The sequence below is a fragment of the Bacillus sp. 7884-1 genome, from assembly GCF_002272245.1.
Taxonomy (GTDB): domain Bacteria; phylum Bacillota; class Bacilli; order Bacillales; family Cytobacillaceae; genus Neobacillus.
This window is the reverse complement of record NZ_NPDD01000167.1, coordinates 1-21403: the sequence shown is the minus strand read 5'-3', so window position 1 is coordinate 21403 and position 21403 is coordinate 1. Positions and strand designations below refer to the sequence as shown.

The 21403-nt window shown below is 37.3% G+C and carries 18 protein-coding genes and 2 pseudogenes; 16 read left to right on the top strand and 4 right to left on the bottom strand.

All coding sequences use genetic code 11. The features are described from left to right. The first annotated feature begins 76 nt into the window (after positions 1-76). Positions 77-208, top strand: a complete 132-nt coding sequence (locus CHI06_RS30640; RefSeq protein ID WP_257009368.1) for a hypothetical protein — start codon at positions 77-79, stop codon at positions 206-208. Between the two features lie 1417 nt (positions 209-1625). Here CHI06_RS30640 and CHI06_RS30635 read toward each other — a convergent pair. Then, a pseudogene (locus tag CHI06_RS30635) lies at positions 1626-1808 on the bottom strand (TetR-like C-terminal domain-containing protein); the annotation flags it as partial. 207 nt (positions 1809-2015) lie between these two features. Here CHI06_RS30635 and CHI06_RS19135 point away from each other — a divergent pair. From CHI06_RS19135 to CHI06_RS19125, 3 genes are read left to right on the top strand one after another with little or no spacing between them, the layout of a single operon-like run. Beyond that, positions 2016-2759 carry a metal ABC transporter ATP-binding protein gene (locus CHI06_RS19135; protein WP_095250216.1) on the top strand — a complete coding sequence of 248 codons (744 nt, stop codon included), beginning with the start codon at positions 2016-2018 and terminating at the stop codon, positions 2757-2759. Beyond that, positions 2760-3617, top strand: coding sequence for a metal ABC transporter permease (locus CHI06_RS19130; protein ID WP_095250215.1), 858 nt, complete (start codon positions 2760-2762; stop codon positions 3615-3617). It abuts the gene before it with no gap. A gap of 20 nt (positions 3618-3637) precedes the next feature. Then, positions 3638-4591: a metal ABC transporter substrate-binding protein gene (locus tag CHI06_RS19125; RefSeq protein WP_095250214.1), complete on the top strand. Its 954-nt coding sequence runs from the start codon at positions 3638-3640 to the stop codon at positions 4589-4591. 325 nt (positions 4592-4916) lie between these two features. Here CHI06_RS19125 and CHI06_RS19120 read toward each other — a convergent pair whose 3' ends face one another. Continuing rightward, a complete protein-coding gene (locus tag CHI06_RS19120; RefSeq protein ID WP_095250213.1) occupies positions 4917-5303 on the bottom strand; it encodes a GtrA family protein in 387 nt (128 codons plus the stop codon). 18 nt (positions 5304-5321) lie between these two features. After that, the gene (locus tag CHI06_RS19115; RefSeq protein ID WP_095250212.1) at positions 5322-6422 is read right to left on the bottom strand and encodes a phosphatidylglycerol lysyltransferase domain-containing protein; all 1101 of its coding nucleotides are present in this window, start codon (positions 6420-6422) and stop codon (positions 5322-5324) included. A 413-nt stretch (positions 6423-6835) separates the two neighbouring features. Here CHI06_RS19115 and CHI06_RS19110 point away from each other — a divergent pair, with 413 nt between their 5' ends. The 5 genes and pseudogenes from CHI06_RS19110 to CHI06_RS19090 all read left to right on the top strand — a co-directional run bounded on the left by CHI06_RS19110 (position 6836) and on the right by CHI06_RS19090 (position 12573). Next, on the top strand, positions 6836-7687 hold the full coding sequence (locus CHI06_RS19110; protein ID WP_095250211.1) for a DegV family protein: 852 nt from the start codon (positions 6836-6838) through the stop codon (positions 7685-7687). A 145-nt stretch (positions 7688-7832) separates the two neighbouring features. Further along, positions 7833-8182: pseudogene (locus CHI06_RS30630) on the top strand (ABC transporter permease); the annotation flags it as partial. A 125-nt stretch (positions 8183-8307) separates the two neighbouring features. Next, complete coding sequence (locus CHI06_RS30215) at positions 8308-8985, top strand: collagen-like protein (RefSeq protein ID WP_218833109.1); 678 nt, start codon at positions 8308-8310, stop codon at positions 8983-8985. A gap of 860 nt (positions 8986-9845) precedes the next feature. Further along, on the top strand, positions 9846-11048 hold the full coding sequence (locus CHI06_RS19095; RefSeq protein ID WP_306453824.1) for an MFS transporter: 1203 nt from the start codon (positions 9846-9848) through the stop codon (positions 11046-11048). A gap of 82 nt (positions 11049-11130) precedes the next feature. Then, positions 11131-12573: a DHA2 family efflux MFS transporter permease subunit gene (locus CHI06_RS19090; RefSeq protein WP_095250210.1), complete on the top strand. Its 1443-nt coding sequence runs from the start codon at positions 11131-11133 to the stop codon at positions 12571-12573. A gap of 253 nt (positions 12574-12826) precedes the next feature. Here the strand turns inward: CHI06_RS19090 and CHI06_RS19085 are convergent, their stop codons facing one another. Then, a complete protein-coding gene (locus tag CHI06_RS19085; RefSeq protein ID WP_095250209.1) occupies positions 12827-13129 on the bottom strand; it encodes a hypothetical protein in 303 nt (100 codons plus the stop codon). A gap of 301 nt (positions 13130-13430) precedes the next feature. On the opposite strand from CHI06_RS19085, the gene CHI06_RS30625 reads away from it, so the two are divergent. From CHI06_RS30625 to CHI06_RS29910, 7 genes are all read left to right on the top strand, one after another. Further along, positions 13431-13553 (top strand): hypothetical protein, encoded by a 123-nt coding sequence (locus CHI06_RS30625; RefSeq protein WP_257009367.1) that lies wholly within the window; start codon positions 13431-13433, stop codon positions 13551-13553. A gap of 120 nt (positions 13554-13673) precedes the next feature. Next, positions 13674-14990, top strand: a complete 1317-nt coding sequence (locus CHI06_RS19080) for an MDR family MFS transporter (RefSeq protein ID WP_095250208.1) — start codon at positions 13674-13676, stop codon at positions 14988-14990. Between the two features lie 260 nt (positions 14991-15250). After that, complete coding sequence (locus tag CHI06_RS19075; RefSeq protein WP_373558157.1) at positions 15251-15649, top strand: hypothetical protein; 399 nt, start codon at positions 15251-15253, stop codon at positions 15647-15649. Positions 15650-15726: 77 nt separating this feature from the next. Further along, a complete protein-coding gene (locus CHI06_RS29915) occupies positions 15727-15894 on the top strand; it encodes a hypothetical protein (protein ID WP_179292691.1) in 168 nt (55 codons plus the stop codon). Between the two features lie 915 nt (positions 15895-16809). Beyond that, positions 16810-17916 (top strand): carbamoyl phosphate synthase small subunit, encoded by a 1107-nt coding sequence (locus CHI06_RS19065; protein ID WP_095250207.1) that lies wholly within the window; start codon positions 16810-16812, stop codon positions 17914-17916. Beyond that, positions 17894-21079: a carbamoyl-phosphate synthase large subunit gene (gene carB, locus CHI06_RS19060; protein ID WP_095250206.1), complete on the top strand. Its 3186-nt coding sequence runs from the start codon at positions 17894-17896 to the stop codon at positions 21077-21079. The genes CHI06_RS19065 and carB overlap by 23 nt, the downstream gene beginning before the upstream one ends. A gap of 151 nt (positions 21080-21230) precedes the next feature. Further along, the gene (locus CHI06_RS29910) at positions 21231-21389 is read left to right on the top strand and encodes a hypothetical protein (protein ID WP_179292692.1); all 159 of its coding nucleotides are present in this window, start codon (positions 21231-21233) and stop codon (positions 21387-21389) included. Positions 21390-21403 lie beyond the last annotated feature (14 nt).

The following is a 21403-nucleotide window of genomic DNA, read 5'->3' as shown; positions in this document are numbered from 1 at the left end:
AATTACCAATTAAGACGAAAGAAATCAAGCACAAGAGTGGAATGAAAGTTCTTTGTTTAAAGCAGGTAATTATACGTTGATTGGTGAAAAAGAACGTTTAGGTTTTATTTATGATCATAGTGAGGTTCTAATATTTTATCCAAATAAAACCCAAAAATATATGTGGCATTTTTGGGGAGAAGACAAAGAGCTTGAAGGAAAACTATAAGTTGTTGCTACACACGAAAATGATATTGAACAAATAACTTTGTTTGAAGGTGTAGATTTAAGTGGTCCAAATAATGGAGCAGACCGACACATGCCATCAAATATGTCACTACCTACGAGTGCAATGTGGAAGTTAGATGCATATATTGGAGATAAACTATTTGGAACTGTATTTGTAAAGGTTCATAAGAAATAACGGCAACCAAAAATGTGCCGGTTTTTTTGATTTCTAATGTTATTCTAATTTACAAAAATTAAACTACTACTCAGAAGGATGAGGTCTTATTTTCTCATTATGTTAACGGGGCAGAATAATGGAATGAAAAAAAGAACTTTGGTTCACATTGAGGCGGGCTAAGATATTTCTTTAATACTTTAAGAGTAACCGTAACGGAATCATAAAGGTATTCGGACAGCAATGGTGAATCCAAGAGCAATCGTGTCAAAATAATAGGGTTATTCTGACAGTTTTGGTGAATCCTAAAGCACTCTTGTAAGAATTAAATGGACATTCAGACAGCTTTGGAGAATTCAAGAGCAATCCTGTCAGAATGAAAGGGGTATTCTGACAGTTTTCGTGAATCTCAAAGAGCTCGTGTCAGAATCAATAAGATATTACAACAGTTTTGTGAAATTCAAGAGTTTGCCGATATTAAAAATCGGCCCATTGTTGGGCACAAGGTCATCTATTGGGAGATTGCCACGAATGGGATTACAGGGGAAAGTACTAGTTTAATAGCTAGATGATTTGATATCAAAGATTTGGTTTATTCGAGAATAAGGAACCTCCAATTTGAGGTTCTAAATTTTAAAAAATCGCTAATGAAAATGAGAAATATATAAAACACCAATTAGGCTGCCTCAAACTAAATTCATTTGGATTGAGGCAGCCTAAATTTCTTGTCTTCATAGTTTCTTATAGGGTTCAAATGAGGTTAGACCATGAGAACAGTCCCCATGGTCTTCAAGAAATCTATAGATTAAATAATCAATGATTTTTTTCCTGCTGGATCAAAATAGTAGCGAATTCCTTTACCTGTAAAGATGGAATAGCCCATCACCACATAAGTCAATCCCCAGAATAGTGAGAAAAAGTCATCAAGGAAAGGAAGCCCTAAAGAGATAAGCATGAGCAAGAACACGACTCCGTACCAGCCCGGGAATACTTTCGCACGGAAAGATACAATCATGAGAATAATCGTGCCAAGAAGCAGCCCTCCATATGAAAGACTATTCGCGATATTGACAGACAAACCATCCTGTGGGTAGTCCCTATAAGCGAACTTCCCATAAAAGGTCGCAGCCAGCATCAGGTTCCCAGCTGAAAGCAAGAAACCTGCGATCAATCCAAAAACCCCTGTTTTTTGAGATTGAGACATAAGGAGCAGTGTGCTAATCACTGCTCTGTTTTTTAATAGATTCCTCTCTAATAAAATCCCTACTTGTTCTGCCATGACACGAGGTGAATAAGGCATTCCATTCTTGAACCACCATTCCACTATCCCTACGTAAGAGGTGACAATAAATTGTAGAATGATATCTCCGTTTATTCCTTGATTTTTTCCTTTTGTTACATCTACTTTAACTTTGAATTCTTCGATGAGAATACAAAAGAAAATTCTTTTTAATTGACATGGATTTTCCTGTAGTTTAAAATGTTTCATAAGGGAAACTTTTTTGAATTAAACCATATATATAGTTAAAGTAAGATGTGGTAAATTTCCACTTTATTTTTTTAATTAAAAGTTGCATTAAGTCAACATTTTTCATACAAAGGAAAACATTAGATATGAAGGAGATGATTATTAATGAATCCAGCGCTTACAGTGAAAAGTTTGTTTGTGTCCTACCATGGTAATGAAGCGGTGAAAAATGTTAGTTTTTCAATAGATCCAGGTAAATTAGTTGGGGTTATTGGTCCAAATGGAGCTGGGAAATCAACGCTATTAAAGGCATTGTTAAACCTTATCCCGAAAGATAAAGGCGAAGTTCAAATATTCGGGCAAAGTTTTAATGAGCTAAGAAAATCCGTTGCCTATGTCCCGCAAAGGAGCAATATTGACTGGGATTTTCCAATCACTGTTTTGGATACTGTCTTACTCGGAACGTATCCAAAACTAGGTTTATTCAAAAGACCAAAAAAGTCAGAAAAAGAATGGGCGCTGCAATGTTTACAAAGGGTTGGTATTGCAGAATTTAGTAAGCGTCAAATTGGAGAACTTTCAGGGGGACAGCAACAACGAGTTTTTTTAGCAAGGGCACTTGCTCAAGAATCTGAAATGCTTTTTCTGGATGAGCCTTTTGTTGGTATAGATGTATCAAGTGAAGAAACCATTATTACTATATTGAAAGAATTAAAGAATAGTGGCAAAACGATTCTTGTTGTTCATCATGATTTAAGTAAAGTCAGTGATTATTTTGACCAACTTGTTCTGTTAAATAAAGAACTTATTGGTTTTGGAGAAATAAATCAGGTTTTAAATGCGGAAGTTTTGGCTAAAGCGTATTCTGGACAGTTTTCGTTTCTTGATAGTTTGGGGGTGAAGGTATAAATGTCTTTTATTGAGGCTGTGATTCAATACGGATTTTTACAAAAAGCTCTTTTAACCTCTGTAATGGTTGGAATTATTTGTGGAGTAGTGGGCTGTTTTATCATTTTAAGAGGAATGGCACTAATGGGTGACGCGATTTCTCATGCTGTTCTTCCAGGGGTGGCCATTGCTTACATGCTTGGAATTAATTTCTTTGTTGGAGCCGTTATTTCAGGTGTTTTGACCGCAATGTCAATCGGTTTTGTTAGCCAAAATAGTCGTATCAAAAATGATATTTCCATTGGAATTATGTTTACGGCTGCTTTTGCATTAGGAATTATTCTGATCACCCTAATGAAAAGTAGTACGGACCTTTATCACATCTTGTTTGGGAATGTATTAGCAGTCCGACCTTCAGATATGTGGACTACACTGGGCATCGGAATATTTGTGTTAATTTCGATTTATTTGTTCTACAAAGAACTACTAGTGACTTCTTTTGATCCGACCATGGCAGAAGCATATGGACTACCAATAAAATTTATCCATTATTTTTTAATGACGCTGCTTACAATGGTAACTGTTGCTTCTTTACAAACAGTGGGAATCATACTGGTAGTAGCAATGCTAATCACTCCAGCAGCAACAGCCTATTTATTAACTGATCGATTATGGGTAATGATTTACCTTTCAGCTGGTTTAGGAGTGATTGCTTCGGTTGTGGGGTTATACTTTAGCTTCACTTATAACTTAGCCTCAGGAGCAACCATTGTCTTAGTTTCAACTGCTCTCTTCCTATTAGCCTTTGGTTTTTCACCAAAACAAGGAATCTTATGGCGTTTCTTAAAAGCAAGAAGGAAAAAACAAGCCCTTTCATAAAAAACATAGGAGGAATAGCAATGAAATATTTTCTAAAATTATTTATTATAAGTCTTTTTGCAATTGTCATTCTGGCAGGATGTAGTGAAAATAGGGAAACCGTTAGTGAACCAGGAAAAGAACATAAAGAGGATAAGTTACAGGTGGTTACGACTTACTCCATTCTTTATGATATCGTAAAAAATATCGGTGGCGATCAAGTAGAGATTCATAGTTTAGCTAAAGTAGGATCTAATCCGCATGAATATGACCCACTTCCATTAGACATTCAAAAAACAACAGATGCAGATGTCGTTTTTTATAATGGTTTAAATCTTGAAGCGGGTAACTCTTGGTTTGAGAAACTTATCCAAACTGCGGGAAAGACTGGTGAGGATGCGCCTGTATTTAGACTAAGTGAAGGAGTAGATCCTAAATTTTTAACATCAGAAGGAAATGAAGGTGAAGAAGATCCACATGCATGGCTTGATATCCGAAACGGAATTAAGTATGCAGAAAATGCAAGAGATGCACTGATTGAAATAGATCCAGCGAATGCAAATATTTACGAAAAAAACGCTAAAGAATATATTTTGAAATTAGAAAAACTTCATCAAGAAGCGTTAGAAAGCTTTAATAAAATTCCTAAGGAAAAGCGTTTTTTAGTTACAAGCGAGGGAGCTTTTAAATATTTTAGTGATGCATACGAATTTGAGGCAGGATACATTTGGGAGATCAATGCAGAAAATCAAGGAACGCCGCAACAAGTTAAGCAAATAGTGGATTTAATCAATGAACAAGAAATTCCAGTATTATTTGTAGAAACGAGTATCGACCCTCGCAGTATGGAAATGGTTTCAACAGAAACTGGTGTTCCAATTGGTGGGACATTATTTACAGACTCTCTTGGAAAACCGGGTGAAGATGGAGATTCTTATATTGGTATGATGGAATGGAATATCTCTGTTATATTTGAAAACTTAATGGGAAAATAGGGATAAATGAATTAACAAATACAATATAAAAAAAGCCGTTGAAAATCGGCTTTTTTTTAGATTTTTAAGAAAGGTCGATATATTCCTTGATAAAAAATAAATACCACTTAAACCAACGGGGGCGATTGTTCAGTAAAGTTAATCAAAATCCGTAAGGAAAAAGCTTAAATAGTATACTGGTGCAAAAGTTTAATAACGAAGCTGTCAGTTTGTGAGTGTTTTTTTCTTTGCTAGGGGTCAGTCCCCCGGCGAAGCACTGCGTTAATGTAACGGGGGACAGTAATACTAAAAAGCCATCAGAACCGTCCCTCCGGTCTTTTTCCTACTATTTAAATGTCCAATAGTTATTCAATATGAAGTTGATGATGGGTATGATCAATGTTGTGATTAGCTCACCGATTACATAGTGAAGTGAAAGTATATTTACTACTAGATACATAATACCAAAATTTAAGATGAAACCAATGGCAGAAACAACTAGAAAACGCAACAATTGATTGTAGGAGAAGTCGCTGCCAAAGGTAAATTTTTTGTTTAATAGAAATGAAATGTAAGTCATGATAATAAAGGAAAATGTTGATGCGAAAATCGGATCTTTGTCAAAAAGTTCAACCAAGATGAAAACGGAAAGAAAATAAATGAGCACGCTTATGCAGCCCACAACACTGTATTTGATAAATTTAAGAAATAGTTCTTTACTTACGAGCATCATTATAGCCTCTCATTTTGGTCATTCAAAACGCCATTTTGAGATAGCATTTTTAATAGAATTATTTTTTCTTTCCTTATTATCTATTGAACTACGTTTAGAGTTGATCAGAAAAAGTAGTTGTAAAATAGTTAACGGCAGAAAGGTTTTTTTGTAAGCTAAATATTTTGGTTCCCAATCGGTAGTAAATTTACTTTTAAATTCTTTTAGACCTTTAAAATTGTATAAGGAATTCCCGTAAAGGTAGGCAAGACGAATTAGTTTTTCACATGTAAATGAATGTTTGCAGTTTCCTACATTTGATAGTGGTGACATACCCAAACTGCAGATTTGATATCCATTATTTTTTGCCCACTGAAATATATGAATAAATAATACATCCATTGTTCCATGAGGGCTATCTGAATATTTTCTCATCAGGTCAATGGTAACCGTATTTTGAAAATCGCTTGCTAACGTCGTAAAAGCAATTACTTTCCCTTCAGGATTGTGTAAAAGGGCGATAGGGAAACGCGAAGCATATTCTTTGCTAAAAGAGACGACCGAAAACCCTTTTTCCTTCTGACTGCCTATCCATGAATCGGAAATATGCTTTAATTCGGAAAGCAAGTGATTAGAATAAGGGGGGTGGACTACGCTAAATGTATAAGAATTTCGCGTAAATTTATTCAATCGTGTTCGTAATTTTGCTCCTTGTTTTCCTTCTAAAGAAAATTGTTGGAGATTCACTAATCCCTCTTCGCCCACCTTGAAGAAGCGAAAACCTGTATCATGGTAATAGTGCATATACTGTGGGCTTATTTGATAGAAAACAGGTTTAAAGCCTCTGCTTTTGCTATATTCACAGAAATCTTTTATGGCTTCCTGAATTTTTGCTTCATCTCCAATTGGATCACCTAAAACCATTAATTTATTTGCAATGCGTTTATATACAATTAGTACATCTCGCTCTTTCGTCCAAAAAATCTCTTTATCTTTTAAAAAAATCAAATGAGAAGCATGATTTCCTCCATTTTCCTGTAAAAAAGAAGACAATTCATCATATTGTAGATCGTTATTACTTGTGGGAGACTTCATCTTCTCACCTTGTTTTTTAATAAAGGATGTATTCACATCAAGCATGAAAGGTTTCCTCCTGAAAAAAAATCAACTATTAAATAATAACATAGGAAGGGTTAATTGACTGTGTAGAATTTATTGTAAATTTAATAGTGACACTCTTAAACTTAATAAATCAGAAAGAATTGGAAATGCAGAGAGAATCTTAAGTTCAAGAAAATGCAAGTAGTCAGTTTAGAAAGTTTGCCTGAGGTAGCTCAAGACGAAATTGAAGTTTACAATTATTTATCCTCTTTTTTAAGTGAATTGTGTCTTAATTTACAATTTAGCGGTAGTGACCATGGGGACGGTTCTGATGGCCTTTTTAATATAACCAAGAGAACCGTCCCTAAGTACTCTTTTTTCATGTATAGTAGAGTAGAACAAAAATGCAGAACGAATTCGTAATGGGTTTTATATTGGAGTGGGGGATATGGATGAGGAGAATTATTTTAACGACAGAGAGTGGTGCGGATTTACCAAAGGAATTAGCTGAAAAACATAATGTTCAAGTGGTCCCGATGCACGTTATCATGGATGGAAAGGATTATTTAGATGGTTCGTTACCTGTAACAGAAATTTTTGACTATTACGAACGGACAAAGAAAATACCCTCGACAACATCCACCAATTCGCATGAATATCTTGAATTTTTCACAAAGATCAAAAATGATTTTCCTGATTGCATCATTGTACATATAGGTTATACTTCGAAGGCATCTTCTTCCTTCCAAAACGCGATCATTGCAACCGAAGATATGAATGATATTTTTCTAATTGATGCTTTGAACGTTACAGGCGGATTAACGGCGATTGTGATGTATGCTGTTACCTTATTAGAGAATGAACCTTCCATTGACCCTGAACGCTTAGTAGAGAAGATTAAATCAGTGGTTCCTAAATCAAGACTAGCTTTTGTCCCCGGCAGCTTAGATTTTTTAAGAGCAGGAGGACGAGTTAGTAATCTAGCTTATCTCGGAGGGGCGCTGTTAAAAATAAAGCCGCGGATTGAATTAATTGACGGAAATCTTACTTCAACCAAAAAATATCGCGGGAGTATGGACGCAGTTTCAGAAAAACTCATGCGAGATTATTTAGATCAATACGACATTGATAGAGGGCAACTTTACCTTCTATACTCTATCGGACTTGATGAAAGGATCAAGCATCGGATGAGTGAAATCGCGAATGAAACGGGTTTTAATAATGTAAAATGGATTCAAGCCGGCGCAATGATTTCAACTCATGCGGGACCTGGTGGCGTCGGAATTGCAGGGTTAGAAGTTTAGAAAGTGAAAACTGGTGAGGAAGACTCCTTATAATATTGGAAATCGGCAAAATCAAAAATAAAAACAACTAGAAAAGCAGTGTGATTCTTTTAAGAAATCACACTGCTTTTATTTTTTAAATAGCTTATTCAACTTTTTAAGTTCCATTGTTTTTCTTGTGAGTTTAATACCGTTCATAATACCTGGTTTGGCAAATGGATCGTCACAGGACAATGCAGCATTAATAAAAGATTTGCCCGATGGACAATTTTATATGTCTAAAGATGAGGATCAAACTATCAACCTCTTAAGAATAGATAGTGATGTCCAAGATAGGCTGTTGCATTTTCAATTCAAATGGGTTTTTTGAATGATGATGCTACCAAGCAACGAAGTGTCGCATTTGTTACATCGACCGATTCCGAGTTGTTTGTAAATGTCAAAAAAGGAGATGTCGTATCAAATCGGTCTATGGAAGATAATGGCATGGGATTTGGAGATACCTTTAGGAAAAATTAGATTTTTCACAGGTCTCGGACCGTTCCCTTGGTCTTAATAATATTTTGCACCAACGTTCTAAATATAATAAGTTCTGCATTTATAAGGAAGGTGATAGATAATAAAAATAGGAGTGATTGATTATGTCTCTAATTATGAAACTCTTCAAAAAGCCAATAGTAAAGGGTGCAGTGGTTGGGGTATTGGTGATGTCGGCTATTTTTGGGGTATCAAGTGTTCTCGCACAAGATGATACAACCGTATATTATGCATGTGTCAAGAATAGCAACGGTACCCTCTACATAATTGATGCCGAAGATGAGTGCCGTTCCAATGAAATGAAAATAAGTTGGAACCAAGTTGGTCCAAAAGGTAACCAAGGGTTAAAAGGTGATAAAGGCGAGCCTGGAACTGAAGGACCAGTGGGGCCAACAGGACCACAGGGACCAAAGGGTGACAAGGGAGATCCGGGAGATAAAGGTGACAAAGGTGATCCTGGCGTCCCTGGAAATAAAATACTTCAAGGTGCAATTGCCTCTGATGGCCACATTGTCTCCGGTTCAGGCTTTACCGTAGAAAAACGTAACACTGGATTATACTGGATTACAATCCCCGCTAGTATAGTACAATCATTTCCTAATCATTTAGCCTCAAACCCTATACCGATGATTCAGGTTTACGGGGTTTCAACACCGACAATAGCATGGGTAGCAGGAACATCTTATAATGAAAATGGGGATTATGAGTTGATTATTTTTGTTAGGAATAATGATGATACTAAAAATGTAGATACCAACTTTTCTTTTATGCTTGCTGAATAATATAGAATGAGAGAATCACATGATAGTTTCAGCACTTCAGAGTGCTGGACTTTATTTTTTTGTTATTTGAAACATTAAATCTTAAGTTATTACTAAAAACTTGTCTTGTGGTTCTATTTTTGTAAATAATTTAGGGAATAAAATTCCAGATACAAGTTGGGAAGAGCTATTGATAAAAGAATCGAGTTTCCAATACCACTGGGACGGTTCTCATTCGGACATGAACGAATAGGTTTCTTACCACAGAAATTTCTCCCGAAAGTTCATATGTCGGGGTGGATGGTGCCTGGCACTTTCCTATTTACATCGAACGGCTCCACCTACGCCAAATACCATGATAGCCACACATGCTACCCCCACTAAAAATAAGAATAATAAATCATTGTTAAGAGGCTACTTTGTTGATGTTAAGGTGCTGTAAATCTTTTATTAAAAAGCTGGGTTATTTAAGTTTACCTGGATTGTTTACGTTATGAAGATTCAGCATTGGCCCATTACATCCACCATTTACTAGCAGAAAAGAAAATATCATTAGATGATGATATGTCCAAAATAGACTTTGAACAAGCAGATCATCAGAAAGTACTAATTCGCAGATAATCATTACTCTTGATACAAATCAGTTAATGAAGACTCCAAGCTCTGATGATAGAGGTTGGAGCTTTTTAATTAGGCGTTATCATGAAGCCGATGAAGACCAAATACAGAAAAAAAACAGAGGAAAGTGTTATCATTTAGTTGATGATAATTATTAAACCACTCTTAAAGGGGATGGAACTACAAAAATTTTTACTTTTTAGGACCGCGAGAACCGTCCCCACGGTTTTCTAATTCAATTTTTATTTGGGAGGACATTGTGAATGATGATAAAGAATCGTTGGCTGGCGTTAACGATTATTGGAATAGCAGTCATTTTTTGTTTAAGTCTGTGGTTTAATGCCTCCGTTATTGCCTCCGAACTAGAAAAAAGCTGGAGTCTAACCCCGCCCCAAGGCGCATTGCTGTCCGCAGCCATTCCCATTGGATTTGTGATTGGTGCATTTTTAAGTTCATATTTTGGGGTATCGGATCGTTTTAATATTAGAAGGTTGTTTGCTATCTCAGCGCTGTCGGGTGCGTTCCTAAATGGGGTCTTGATTATCGTTGATCAGGCAGCGATTGGTATATTATTGAGAATATTGACTGGTGTAACGTTAGCGGGTGTATATCCAACTTCAGTAAAAATGATTGCACACTGGTTTCCAAAACAACGAGGATTGGCAACAGGCATTTTAATCGCTGCTTTAACATTAGGCTCCTCATTGCCGCACTTTATATCCATTTTCACAATTAATATGGATAGTCGATGGGTACTCACAATTAGTTCGACATTAGCAATGATAGCAGCTATTTTTATTTTCTATCTATTACCTGATATTCGATTGGTTTCTAAAAATAGTTCTTGGTCTTTTTCCGTATTTGGAAAGTTACTAAAGAATAAACCAGTCATGTTAGTGAATTATGGTTATTTTGGACATATGTGGGAGTTATACGCCATGTGGACTTGGCTACCAGTTTTTTTATCTGCAAGTTTTTTGCGGTCCGCACCAAATTTAGACCCATGGCTAAGTATGTTAGCTTCTTTTTCCGCTATTGGAATTGCGGGGGGAATAGGGTGCATAGCAGGTGGGATAGCGGCGGATAAGATAGGAAGGGCAAATTTAACGATTATTTGTATGTCGGTTAGCGCTATTTGTGCGATATTGATTGGTTTTACTTTTGGTGGGTTCATTTGGCTGACGGTTCTTGTTTCCATTATCTGGGGAGTGTCGGTCATTGCGGATTCTGCACAATTTTCTGTTGGTATTACAGAGTTTGCAGAAGCGGACTATATCGGGACGGCCCTTACCTTGCAAATGTGTATAGGTTTTCTAATTACAATCTTGTCAATAAACCTAATTCCAATCTTTCAAACATGGTTAGGATGGAGATTTGTTTTTATCCTATTAAGCATCGGTCCGATCATTGGAATCATTTCCATGGTTAAATTTAAATACTTTGAAGCTAGAGTAAATAACCTATAGTAAAAATAGAACACTTCATTGGAATTTAGAAGGAAAACAAGGTAATCTGTAACAGTATATTTTTAAATGGGGAGTTTGATGAATGGAGAGTTTAGGGAGTAAGCAATCATTGATCGTGGGCCTTTTGCTAGCAGGGGCCTTTATCGCGATTTTGAATCAAACGCTGATGATAACAGCAATTCCTCCAATTATGGATGAAATGAGCGTTACCGCAAATAGTGCACAATGGCTGACCACCGTCTTTATGTTGGTGAATGGGATCATGATTCCAATCAGTGCCTTTTTATTAGAAAAATTTACCACAAGACAGTTATTTATCTCTGCCATGAGTGTTTTTGCTTTAGGAACGGTTGTCAGTGGGATCGCTCCTAATTTTGAAATTCTTCTAATAGGTAGAGTCATTCAGTCTGTGGGAGCGGGAGTCATGCTGCCATTAATGACAACCGTATTTTTACTGATCTTCCCGGTCAATAAGCGCGGTGCAGCAATGGGTCTTGTCGGGCTTGTGATATCCTTTGCACCAGCCATCGGACCAGCATTGTCTGGATGGGTGACATCGCAATTTTCATGGAGAGTGTTATTTTATATTATTTTGCCTATTGCTCTTATCGATATTGTTGTCGCATTCTTTTTCTTGAAAAATGTCACAGAGGTTTCCAAGCCAAAAGTGGATGTCATTTCGATCCTACTATCGTCATTCGGTTTTGGCGGGCTGCTTTATGGATTTACGAGTGCTGGAAATTACGGTTGGTCTCATGCTGCAACCTTACTATCACTCACAATTGGTGGTGTATCACTGATTGTATTTATTTTCCGCCAAATAAGACTGAAACATCCGATGCTGGAATTTCGTGTTTTTACGTTTTCAATATTCCCTTTTGCCGTAGCAATTGGAATGATCAGCTTTATGGGCTTAATTGGAGCAGAAACAATCATTCCGCTCTTTATGCAGAATATGAGGGAGTTTTCTGCCTTTGAGGCGGGGCTTGCTTTATTACCTGGTGCACTGATTAGCGGGATTATGTCACCAATTGTTGGAAGAATATTTGATAAAGTCGGTGCAAGATGGCTCGTGATGATTGGATTAACCATCATGACTGCTGCTTCATTTGCGTTTATGACTTTAAGTCCGTCGACCACGTTGACATATATTACTGTCCTCTATGGGATTCGAATGTTTGGTCTTTCCATGGTAATGATGCCGGTCGCAACAGCTGCTTTGAATCAGTTACCAAAACGATTAATTCCTCATGGGGCGGCGATGGATAATACGATGAAAATGATTGCCGCTTCGGTAGGAACCGCCATCCTTGTTACAGTTATGACAACAACAGCGGAAACAGCAAAACAGCGCCCGGACATTGCCTATCCGGATATACACGGAGCGAATATCGCCTTTATGGTCGTTTCCATTCTTTCCTTAATAGGACTGATTCTCTCCTTTTTCATTAAGCATAACCGCCAGGCAGAGGGTGTGGAAGATGGAAAAAGGCAAAGAAATGTACGAGTAAAACTTCAGGAGTAATGGCTTAGGTATCCAATGATAAAAGACTTATCAACAGAAAAAAACGTTCCTTGCATTTTGTAAGGAACGTTTTTTTTTTGGATTTCACAATAATCTGAGGAGTAATGGTGGAGAAGTAAATGTCCAGAGGGACGGTTCTCATGGTACAAGTTAGACAAAAAGGACCGCGAGAACCGTCCCCACGGTTTTGTCTCTGTGGTTAAAGGAAAATTTCCATTCCCTAGTTAAATTAATTGGAATCCTTGAAAAATAGCTACTCATTTATAGAGTTAGTATTATTGCTCACATCACGATTATTGGAAGCTATATTGTTATCTGCATCAGCAGTCTCCACCATCTGGTTACCAATAACACCGCCCGTAACACCGCCTATAACAGCACCAAATAGTCCAAATGGAGCACCTATCATAGCACCCGCAACGGCATCAGTTAAAGTTCCTGCTGTTTTACTTTCACCAAAGTCACTGGTATCCTGATTAGCATCACTACCAGCTAGGTTGTTACCACTTTCTTCTACATTTCCATCAAAGTTATTTTGTTCGTTACTGTGTTTCATCTATTCACTTCCTCATTGATTGATAGGAAAAATGCTAAATATGAACGTAAATCATCCTAAACATATACTACCCAGTTGAATTAGTTTTACTCACTATATTTAGGAAGCAGGCTTTATCCTCATTAGAGAAGGGTATATGAAAAGGCAGCCATTTTTACTTGAGAGGACTGTCCTAATAGCTTACTTAAAGTTCTTTATTTTTCTTTAAGGAATTTCTTTACATGCATGTTAATAATAAATTATAATTCTTATGGATAATTAAGATAATTTAAAAAATTTCAGGAATAGGAGGTGTAAGGAAATGCTTACTGGTTTACGTTTTAAGGTTAATTGGATAGTAGAAGTATGTTCCACCAAATATGTACTTATGTCTAACGGGAGCAGTGTGCCCTTTTTTAACTATAAAACGATTGTTCAACCATAAGTTTTCCTTACCCATTCTTTCATTTTAATTAAAATGCCGTGGGCGGGTTTAACTTGCTCACGGCTTTTTTGTTCTGGTAAAAGTATAATCTTTCAGTCAAAGAGAAATGAGGAAAAAGAAATGAAAATGAGTTTACATGCCTTTCGAAACATGGATCGTAATATTTGGATTCGTTTTATCGGCGAATCGATTAATGGTATTGCGATGATGATGTTAATGCCCTTTTTCGCCTTATATATGAGTGATAAGGTGGATCATTTTTGGCAAGTTGGTGTTGTGATGGCGATGGGACCACTTGCAGGAGTGCTTGGTTCATTAATAGGTGGAAAGCTTGCGGATCAATATGGCAGGAAACCTATTATGATTGTTTCAATGGTTGGAAATGGATTGGTTATGCTTGGTTTTATTTTTTTCGATGGTTTCTATCCTTTCTTATTGATATCGAGTTTTTTCGGTTTGTTTAATTCTCTTTTTCATCCTGCGGCATCAGCCATGGTCGCTGATGTGACGGATGAAGAAGGAAGAACGGAAGCATTTGGGCTGCTTCGAATGGGACACAATATTGGAGCAGCAATCGGTCCATTACTTGGAGCATCCGTTGTGTTTTTATCAAAGTCAGTTATTTTTATCATTGCTGCTTCATCCGTTTTTATTTATTCTCTATTTTTAGCGCTCTTGCTTACAGAAACACTTCCGAAAAATGAACGAAAAAAGGATACGAAAGATCTTGATAAAGAAGAGAAACTGCCATCTATATTTACGGTGCTCGTCAAAGATAAAATTTTATTTTTCTATATTATCACGGGAATTGTTATTTCAATGGGATTCTCACAAACGGAAGGGATGCTGCCACTGCATTTTGATCAACAATTGCCGGCACTTTCCGATGCCCAAAATCCATATCCTTATTTAATGGCTTTTAACGGTGCACTGGTCGTTTTCTTCCAATTTGCGATATCGAAATGGGCAAGTAAGCGCAAACTTGGAAAGGTCATGCTATATGGTTCGGTTTTATTTGGTTTTGGGCTGCTTTCAGTAGGATGGCTGCCAATCTTTTTTACAAAGCTCCAGTTTTCCTATTGGAGTATCCTTTTAATTCTTATCATTATCTATGGAATATACACATTAGGGGAAATGCTCTTATCCCCGGTACAAATGACATTTGTAGCGAATATTGCACCTGAACATTTACGTGGTACCTATATGGGGGCAGCAAGTCTTCAGTGGATCGTTGGCAGTGCATTCGGTCCCATTTTTGCAGGTTTTTTGCTTGATGAACATCTTGGTCAGGTTCTTTTTACTGTTCTAGGAATAGGTTGTATCTTTGCCGGTATTATTTATTTATCACTTGATAAATGGGTATCAGAAGCGAAGGAAAAGAATCAGACCCTTCATGTTAAAAAGGAAGTTACAGCAAGTAGAACGAACTTATCATAGCTTTATGATGAAAAGTTATTCAAAAACAGGCTCGATTCTACAGTAAGAATCGAGCTCTTCTTTATGCTAAGGGCTTTTAATGAAAAAAGACTTTAAGATACTTTGGTGTTCGCAGGAACCAGAGGGCTAGCCAGTTAACAGGTTGGTCGAAGAATGTTTTATGATGGTACACGTCGAAACTTTACCTAAAACAATTCGTCCTATAATAAAAGGGGTGGATTCACTTGAAACAATACAGAAAATTAATGGTCACTATTGGAATGATATTTATATTTTTAGCAGGTTGTTCAAATGATTTAAAAGATGGGAAACAAAGGATAGAAGTCCAAAAGTATATGGTGAATGAAAATCATTATGAGGACTTTAAAGAAATTAATAATAATGAGCAAGTTAAAAAAGTGAAAGAGATTTTATCATATATTGATTGGGAAAATGCAAAAGTGTCTATGATACGCCCTCCTGATTACAGGTTTGGATTTCAATACAAAAATCCTAACATTGAAGCGAAAGCAGTGTTGTATGAGCTCTGGATAAGCCCAAATAAGGAAAAAGTAGAACTTGTTATAGAAGCTGAAAGTAAATATGCTCAATTAGATAAAGAAAAATCGGCAGTCCTATACGAAATTATTACGGGAGAAAAATTATCAGACTTAAAATAATGATTTGACCTAGAGAGTAGAATAAGGAATTTTTGATAGATTTTATCCGTCTATTAGCTTAAAAAGGGGGGAGTAGGTTGTTTCGGAAGTTATTCTATTCATTGATTGCATTATTTTTATTTACAATTACGGGATGCAGTAATGTATGGGAAACAACTAAAGTAACAATTGAGAGTATTGACGCCGAGGAAGTTTTAACATTAGACCCTGATGCTGATATTTTTGTTTGTTCAAATCCAGAATGATTAACTTTTGCCTAGCAATAATCTTATTGCTTGTTGTTTTAAATGCAGATTATTTGTGAGAACCACCATTTGCTAACGATAGCGAAGGGTGGTTTTTTTGTTTTCTTGAATCTACTTCTGAACAAATTCAAATTGGATTAGCTTCTTCATCTTAGCTACGACACTAATAATTATAAAAAAGCCACCAGAACCGTCCCCACGGTCACGGTCCCCGTTGCGAGGCACTAAATATCAAGAAAATATTTCAGGGTCTTCCTTTAGTATATGATAGAGCAAGTCTGTCATTTTTTCTGTATCGCAGACTCGCACGATCGCATCGCCAAAATGACCTTTATACATCACTTTATTAGTAAGAAAGATTTCTTCAACTCGTTCATATTTTTCAGAGGTATGCCCAACATGTCTTCTTTGTGGAACTGAAATTTCGGTTTTATCTGGTAGTGTCCATAGGGACGGTTCTCATGGGACAAGTTAAACAAAAAGGACCGCTAGAACCGTCCCCTTGGTCACAGAAAATTTCTCTCAAATTACAAAAAACGCCTTCAAAAATTTGAAGGCGTTTTTTTGACGTTTCGCTCTAAAAATGCCTGCTCAAGTGTTGCCAAATATACAAAAAAGTGGACAATTTTTCTTATTTTATATAATACATTTTATTGGCAAATAAGGAGATTATAGGAATGTCCTGTAAAAATACAAATTAGGAAAGAAGTAGTTTTAACTTTACGCAATAATAAAATAAATAAAAACCTTTTTAGCGGAACCCCTTCAATTTGTGAATCATTGGAATTGCTCGTGATGCCCTCCAAATACTATAAAATGAATCCTCCTTTTACGAGGAAGAGAAGATCAACAGGCGTTAATCAAACGATTGCGGGGTAGAAGGATAATGCGTATGGAAGAAAGGAGTGTAATGGAATGAAACGTCAACTCATTTTAGAAGATGGTACTGTATTTGTTGGAAAAGGATTTGGCAGTGAGAAGGAATTGATAGGTGAAGTTGTATTTAACACAGGTATGACCGGCTATCAGGAAATTTTGTCGGATCCTTCTTATTGCAGTCAAATTGTTACATTGACTTACCCACTTATTGGTAACTATGGAATTAATCGTGATGATTTTGAATCGATTGAACCAACAATTAATGGTTTGATTGTAAAAGAATTTTGCGAAATACCGTCAAATTTCCGTAGTCAATTTCCACTTGATAAATATTTAAAAGACAAAGATATTCCAGGTTTAGCGGGAATTGATACAAGGAAGCTTACAAGAAAAATCCGCGAGCATGGGATTCTAAAAGGAAGAATCTGCAGCATGGATGTTATTGTTGAAGAAGTAGTGGCAGATTTAAAGAAAGCAGAATGGACGAGAGATCAGGTGAAACAAGTATCAACAAAACGTTCCTATCCGAGTCCTGGAAGAGGTTTTAAAGTCCTGCTAGTCGACTACGGAATGAAGCACGGTATTTTACGGGAGTTAACGCTGCGCAACTGTGATGTTATAGTCGTTCCGTATGATACAACGGCAGAAAAAATATTTAATCTAAATCCGGATGGCATCATGTTAAGTAATGGACCAGGGGATCCGAAAGAAATAACAGAAGGAATTGAAATGATTAAAGGTGTCCTTGGGAAAATACCATTGTTCGGCATTTGCTTAGGTCATCAATTGGTCGCACTTGCATGCGGAGCAGATACAGAAAGATTGAAGTTTGGCCACCGCGGGTCAAACCATCCTGTTAAAAATTTAGAAACAAATCGCGTTGAAATTACCTCGCAAAACCATGGGTATACAGTTTGTATGGATTCTTTAGAAGGAACTGATTTATCAGTAACACATATTGCATTAAATGACGGGACAGTTGAGGGGTTAAAGCATGACAAGTATCCAGCTTTTACTGTCCAATACCATCCTGAGGCATCTCCGGGACCAGAAGACGCAAACTATTTATTTGACCGTTTCATTGAATTAATGGAAGCAAGGAAGAAGGTAGGGACGAACGATGACAAAACGCTTAGACATTGAAACAATTTTAGTAATTGGATCAGGACCAATTGTTATTGGACAAGCGGCAGAGTTTGATTATGCGGGCACGCAGGCATGTATCGCATTAAAAGAAGAAGGGTATAAAGTCATTCTTGTTAACTCAAATCCAGCGACCATTATGACCGATACGGAAATGGCAGATAAAGTATACATCGAGCCGTTAACTGTTGAGTTCGTAAGCTCCATCATATATAAAGAACGTCCGGATGCCATTTTACCGACTCTAGGTGGGCAAACAGGGTTAAATCTTACTGTAGAATTGGCCAAATCAGGTATTTTAGAAGAGCTGGGCGTTGAAATTTTAGGAACAAAATTAAGCGCGATTGAACAAGCAGAAGACCGAGATTTGTTCCGTTCATTAATGAACGAACTGAATGAACCAGTTCCGGACAGTGAAATTATTCATACGCTGGAAGAGGCATATGCATTCGTGGAACAAGTTGGCTACCCTGTTATTGTTCGTCCGGCCTATACACTTGGAGGAACGGGCGGCGGTATTTGCCACTATAAAGAAGAATTAATTGAAACTGTAACGAGTGGCTTAAAATACAGTCCTGTTACCCAATGCCTGCTCGAGAGAAGTATTGCCGGGTTTAAAGAAATTGAGTACGAAGTAATGCGTGACAGCAATGATAATGCTATTGTTGTGTGCAACATGGAAAACATCGATCCTGTTGGTGTCCATACAGGTGATTCAATTGTTGTAGCACCGAGTCAAACCTTAAGCGATCGTGAGTATCAATTATTGCGTAATGCATCTTTAAAGATTATTCGTGCCCTGAAGATTGAGGGTGGATGCAACGTTCAGCTTGCCTTAGATCCCTTCAGCTTTCAATACTTTATTATTGAAGTAAACCCGCGTGTGAGCCGCTCATCCGCGCTGGCTTCAAAAGCAACAGGATACCCAATTGCGAAACTTTCGGCGAAAATTGCAGTAGGTTTTACGTTAGATGAAATGATGAATCCTGTAACAGAAAGAACCTATGCATCTTTTGAACCTGCCCTGGATTATGTAGTAACCAAAATTCCGCGCTGGCCATTTGATAAATTTGAATCGGCCAATCGGAAGCTTGGTACACAAATGAAAGCGACAGGTGAAGTAATGGCAATCGGCCGTACGCTCGAAGAGTCACTATTAAAAGCGGTTCGTTCACTTGAATTGAAAGTATATCACCTAGCCTTAAATGATGCAGATCAAATCAATGATGAATTGATTGAAAAACGTATTCGTACAGCAGGTGATGAGCGCTTATTCTACATAGGTGAAGCACTCCGCAGAGGAAAAACGATTGAACAAATTCATGAGTGGAGCAAAATTGATATCTTCTTCCTTGCGAAGTTTGACAATATAGTCAAATTTGAAAAGGTTTTGGAAGAAAACAAAGGCGATAGAGAAATTCTCCTTGAAGCAAAGAAAATCGGTTTTTCAGATAAAACTATAGCAAGACTATGGGGAATGACAGAACGCGAAGTATATGAATATCGGAAAGAGAATGGAATCATCCCTGTATATAAAATGGTGGATACATGTGCAGCTGAATTTGAATCCGAAACGCCTTATTTTTACGGTACGTATGAAGATGAAAACGAATCAATTGTCACTGAGAAGAAGAGTGTTATCGTACTCGGGTCTGGACCCATTCGTATCGGACAAGGAGTGGAGTTCGACTATGCAACGGTTCACTCTGTCTGGGCTATTCGCGAAGCAGGTTACGAGGCAATTATTATTAATAATAACCCCGAAACAGTTTCAACCGATTTTAGTATTTCAGACAAGCTGTACTTTGAGCCATTAACCATTGAAGATGTTATGCATATTATTGATTTAGAAAATCCACTGGGTGTTGTTGTACAATTTGGCGGGCAAACGGGGATTAACTTGGCCGGGGAATTGGCAAGCCGGGGTGTGAAAATTTTAGGCACATCACTTGAGAGTCTTGAGGCAGCAGAAGACCGTGAAAAGTTCGAAAAAACATTGGGAGCTCTGGATATTCCGCAGCCTTTAGGGAAAACCGTAACTTCAGTAGAACAAGCGGTAAAAATTGCAGAGGATATTGGCTTCCCTGTACTGATTCGGCCTTCTTTTGTACTAGGCGGAAGGGCAATGGAAATTGTATATCAAACTGAGGAATTACTTCATTACATGAAAAATGCGGTCCAAGTTCACGAGGATCAGCCAGTATTGATTGACCGTTATTTAACAGGCCAGGAAATGGAAGTAGATGCTATCTCTGATGGAGAGAATGTATTCATTCCAGGTATTATGGAACATATTGAGCGTGCAGGTGTCCATTCAGGTGACTCGATCGGTGTGTATCCGCCACAAAGCCTATCAGAAGAAACAAAGGCGACAATTATTGACTATACAACAAGAATTGCAAAAGGTTTTCAAATAGTAGGTTTACTTAATATTCAGTTCGTCTTAACAAAAGGGAAAGTGTATGTATTGGAAGTTAATCCGCGCGCGAGCCGCACAGTGCCATTCCTAAGCAAAATTACACGTGTTCCAATGGCAAATCTTGCTACCAAAATAATGTTAGGAAAAACGTTACCGGAGCTCGGGCTTCAATCAGGCATTCATCCCGAAGAGAACAATGTTTATGTGAAAGTCCCTGTATTCTCATTTGCAAAGCTAAGAAAAGTAGATATAACACTTGGACCCGAAATGAAATCAACCGGGGAAGTAATGGGACAAGATACAACATTGGAAAAAGCACTGTATAAAGGATTTATTGCTTCCGGTACTTCAATCAAGCCCCACGGGTATGTATTGTTTACAGTTGCGGACAAAGATAAGGCGGAAGCTGCTGAACTGGCTAAACGTTTCTACAACATTGGGTATCGTATCCTGGCAACAGCAGGGACTGCTGCTGCATTTAAGCAAGAAGGAATTCCTGTAAATGTTGTAAATAAAATCGAATCCGAAGAGGAGAACTTGTTAGAGGTAATTCGTAATGGTAAAGCACAGCTTGTGGTCAATACACTAACAAAGGGAAAACAGCCTGCACGTGACGGATTTAAAATTCGTCGTGAAGCAGTTGAAAATGGTATTCCATGTTTAACCTCTCTTGATACAGTAGTCGCAATCTTTCGTGTACTTGAAACCATTCGTTTCCAAACAACACCAATGCGAAGTACATAACAGCTCGCTTGGTTTTATGATGAAGCTAAGGCAAAACAAAATTGATTACATTTTTTAAATCTAGGACAAAGTTGCTCTAATAATCAGAGTATTACTAGATTTTTTTCAGGTCAAATTCAAAAAGTGATTGGTAGAATAGGGAGGGATAAATATGAATAAGTCGGAAGCTGTTACTAAAAAGGAACAGAAACAAGATAACATTAAAAAATTCAGTGAAGTCAATGAATTCAGCCATGAAAGCAATCAAGTTGCCAAAGCGCAAAAACAAATGTCTTCACAAGAGACAACTGGAGTATTAGATCAGGAATAGTTCCGGTGCCACTG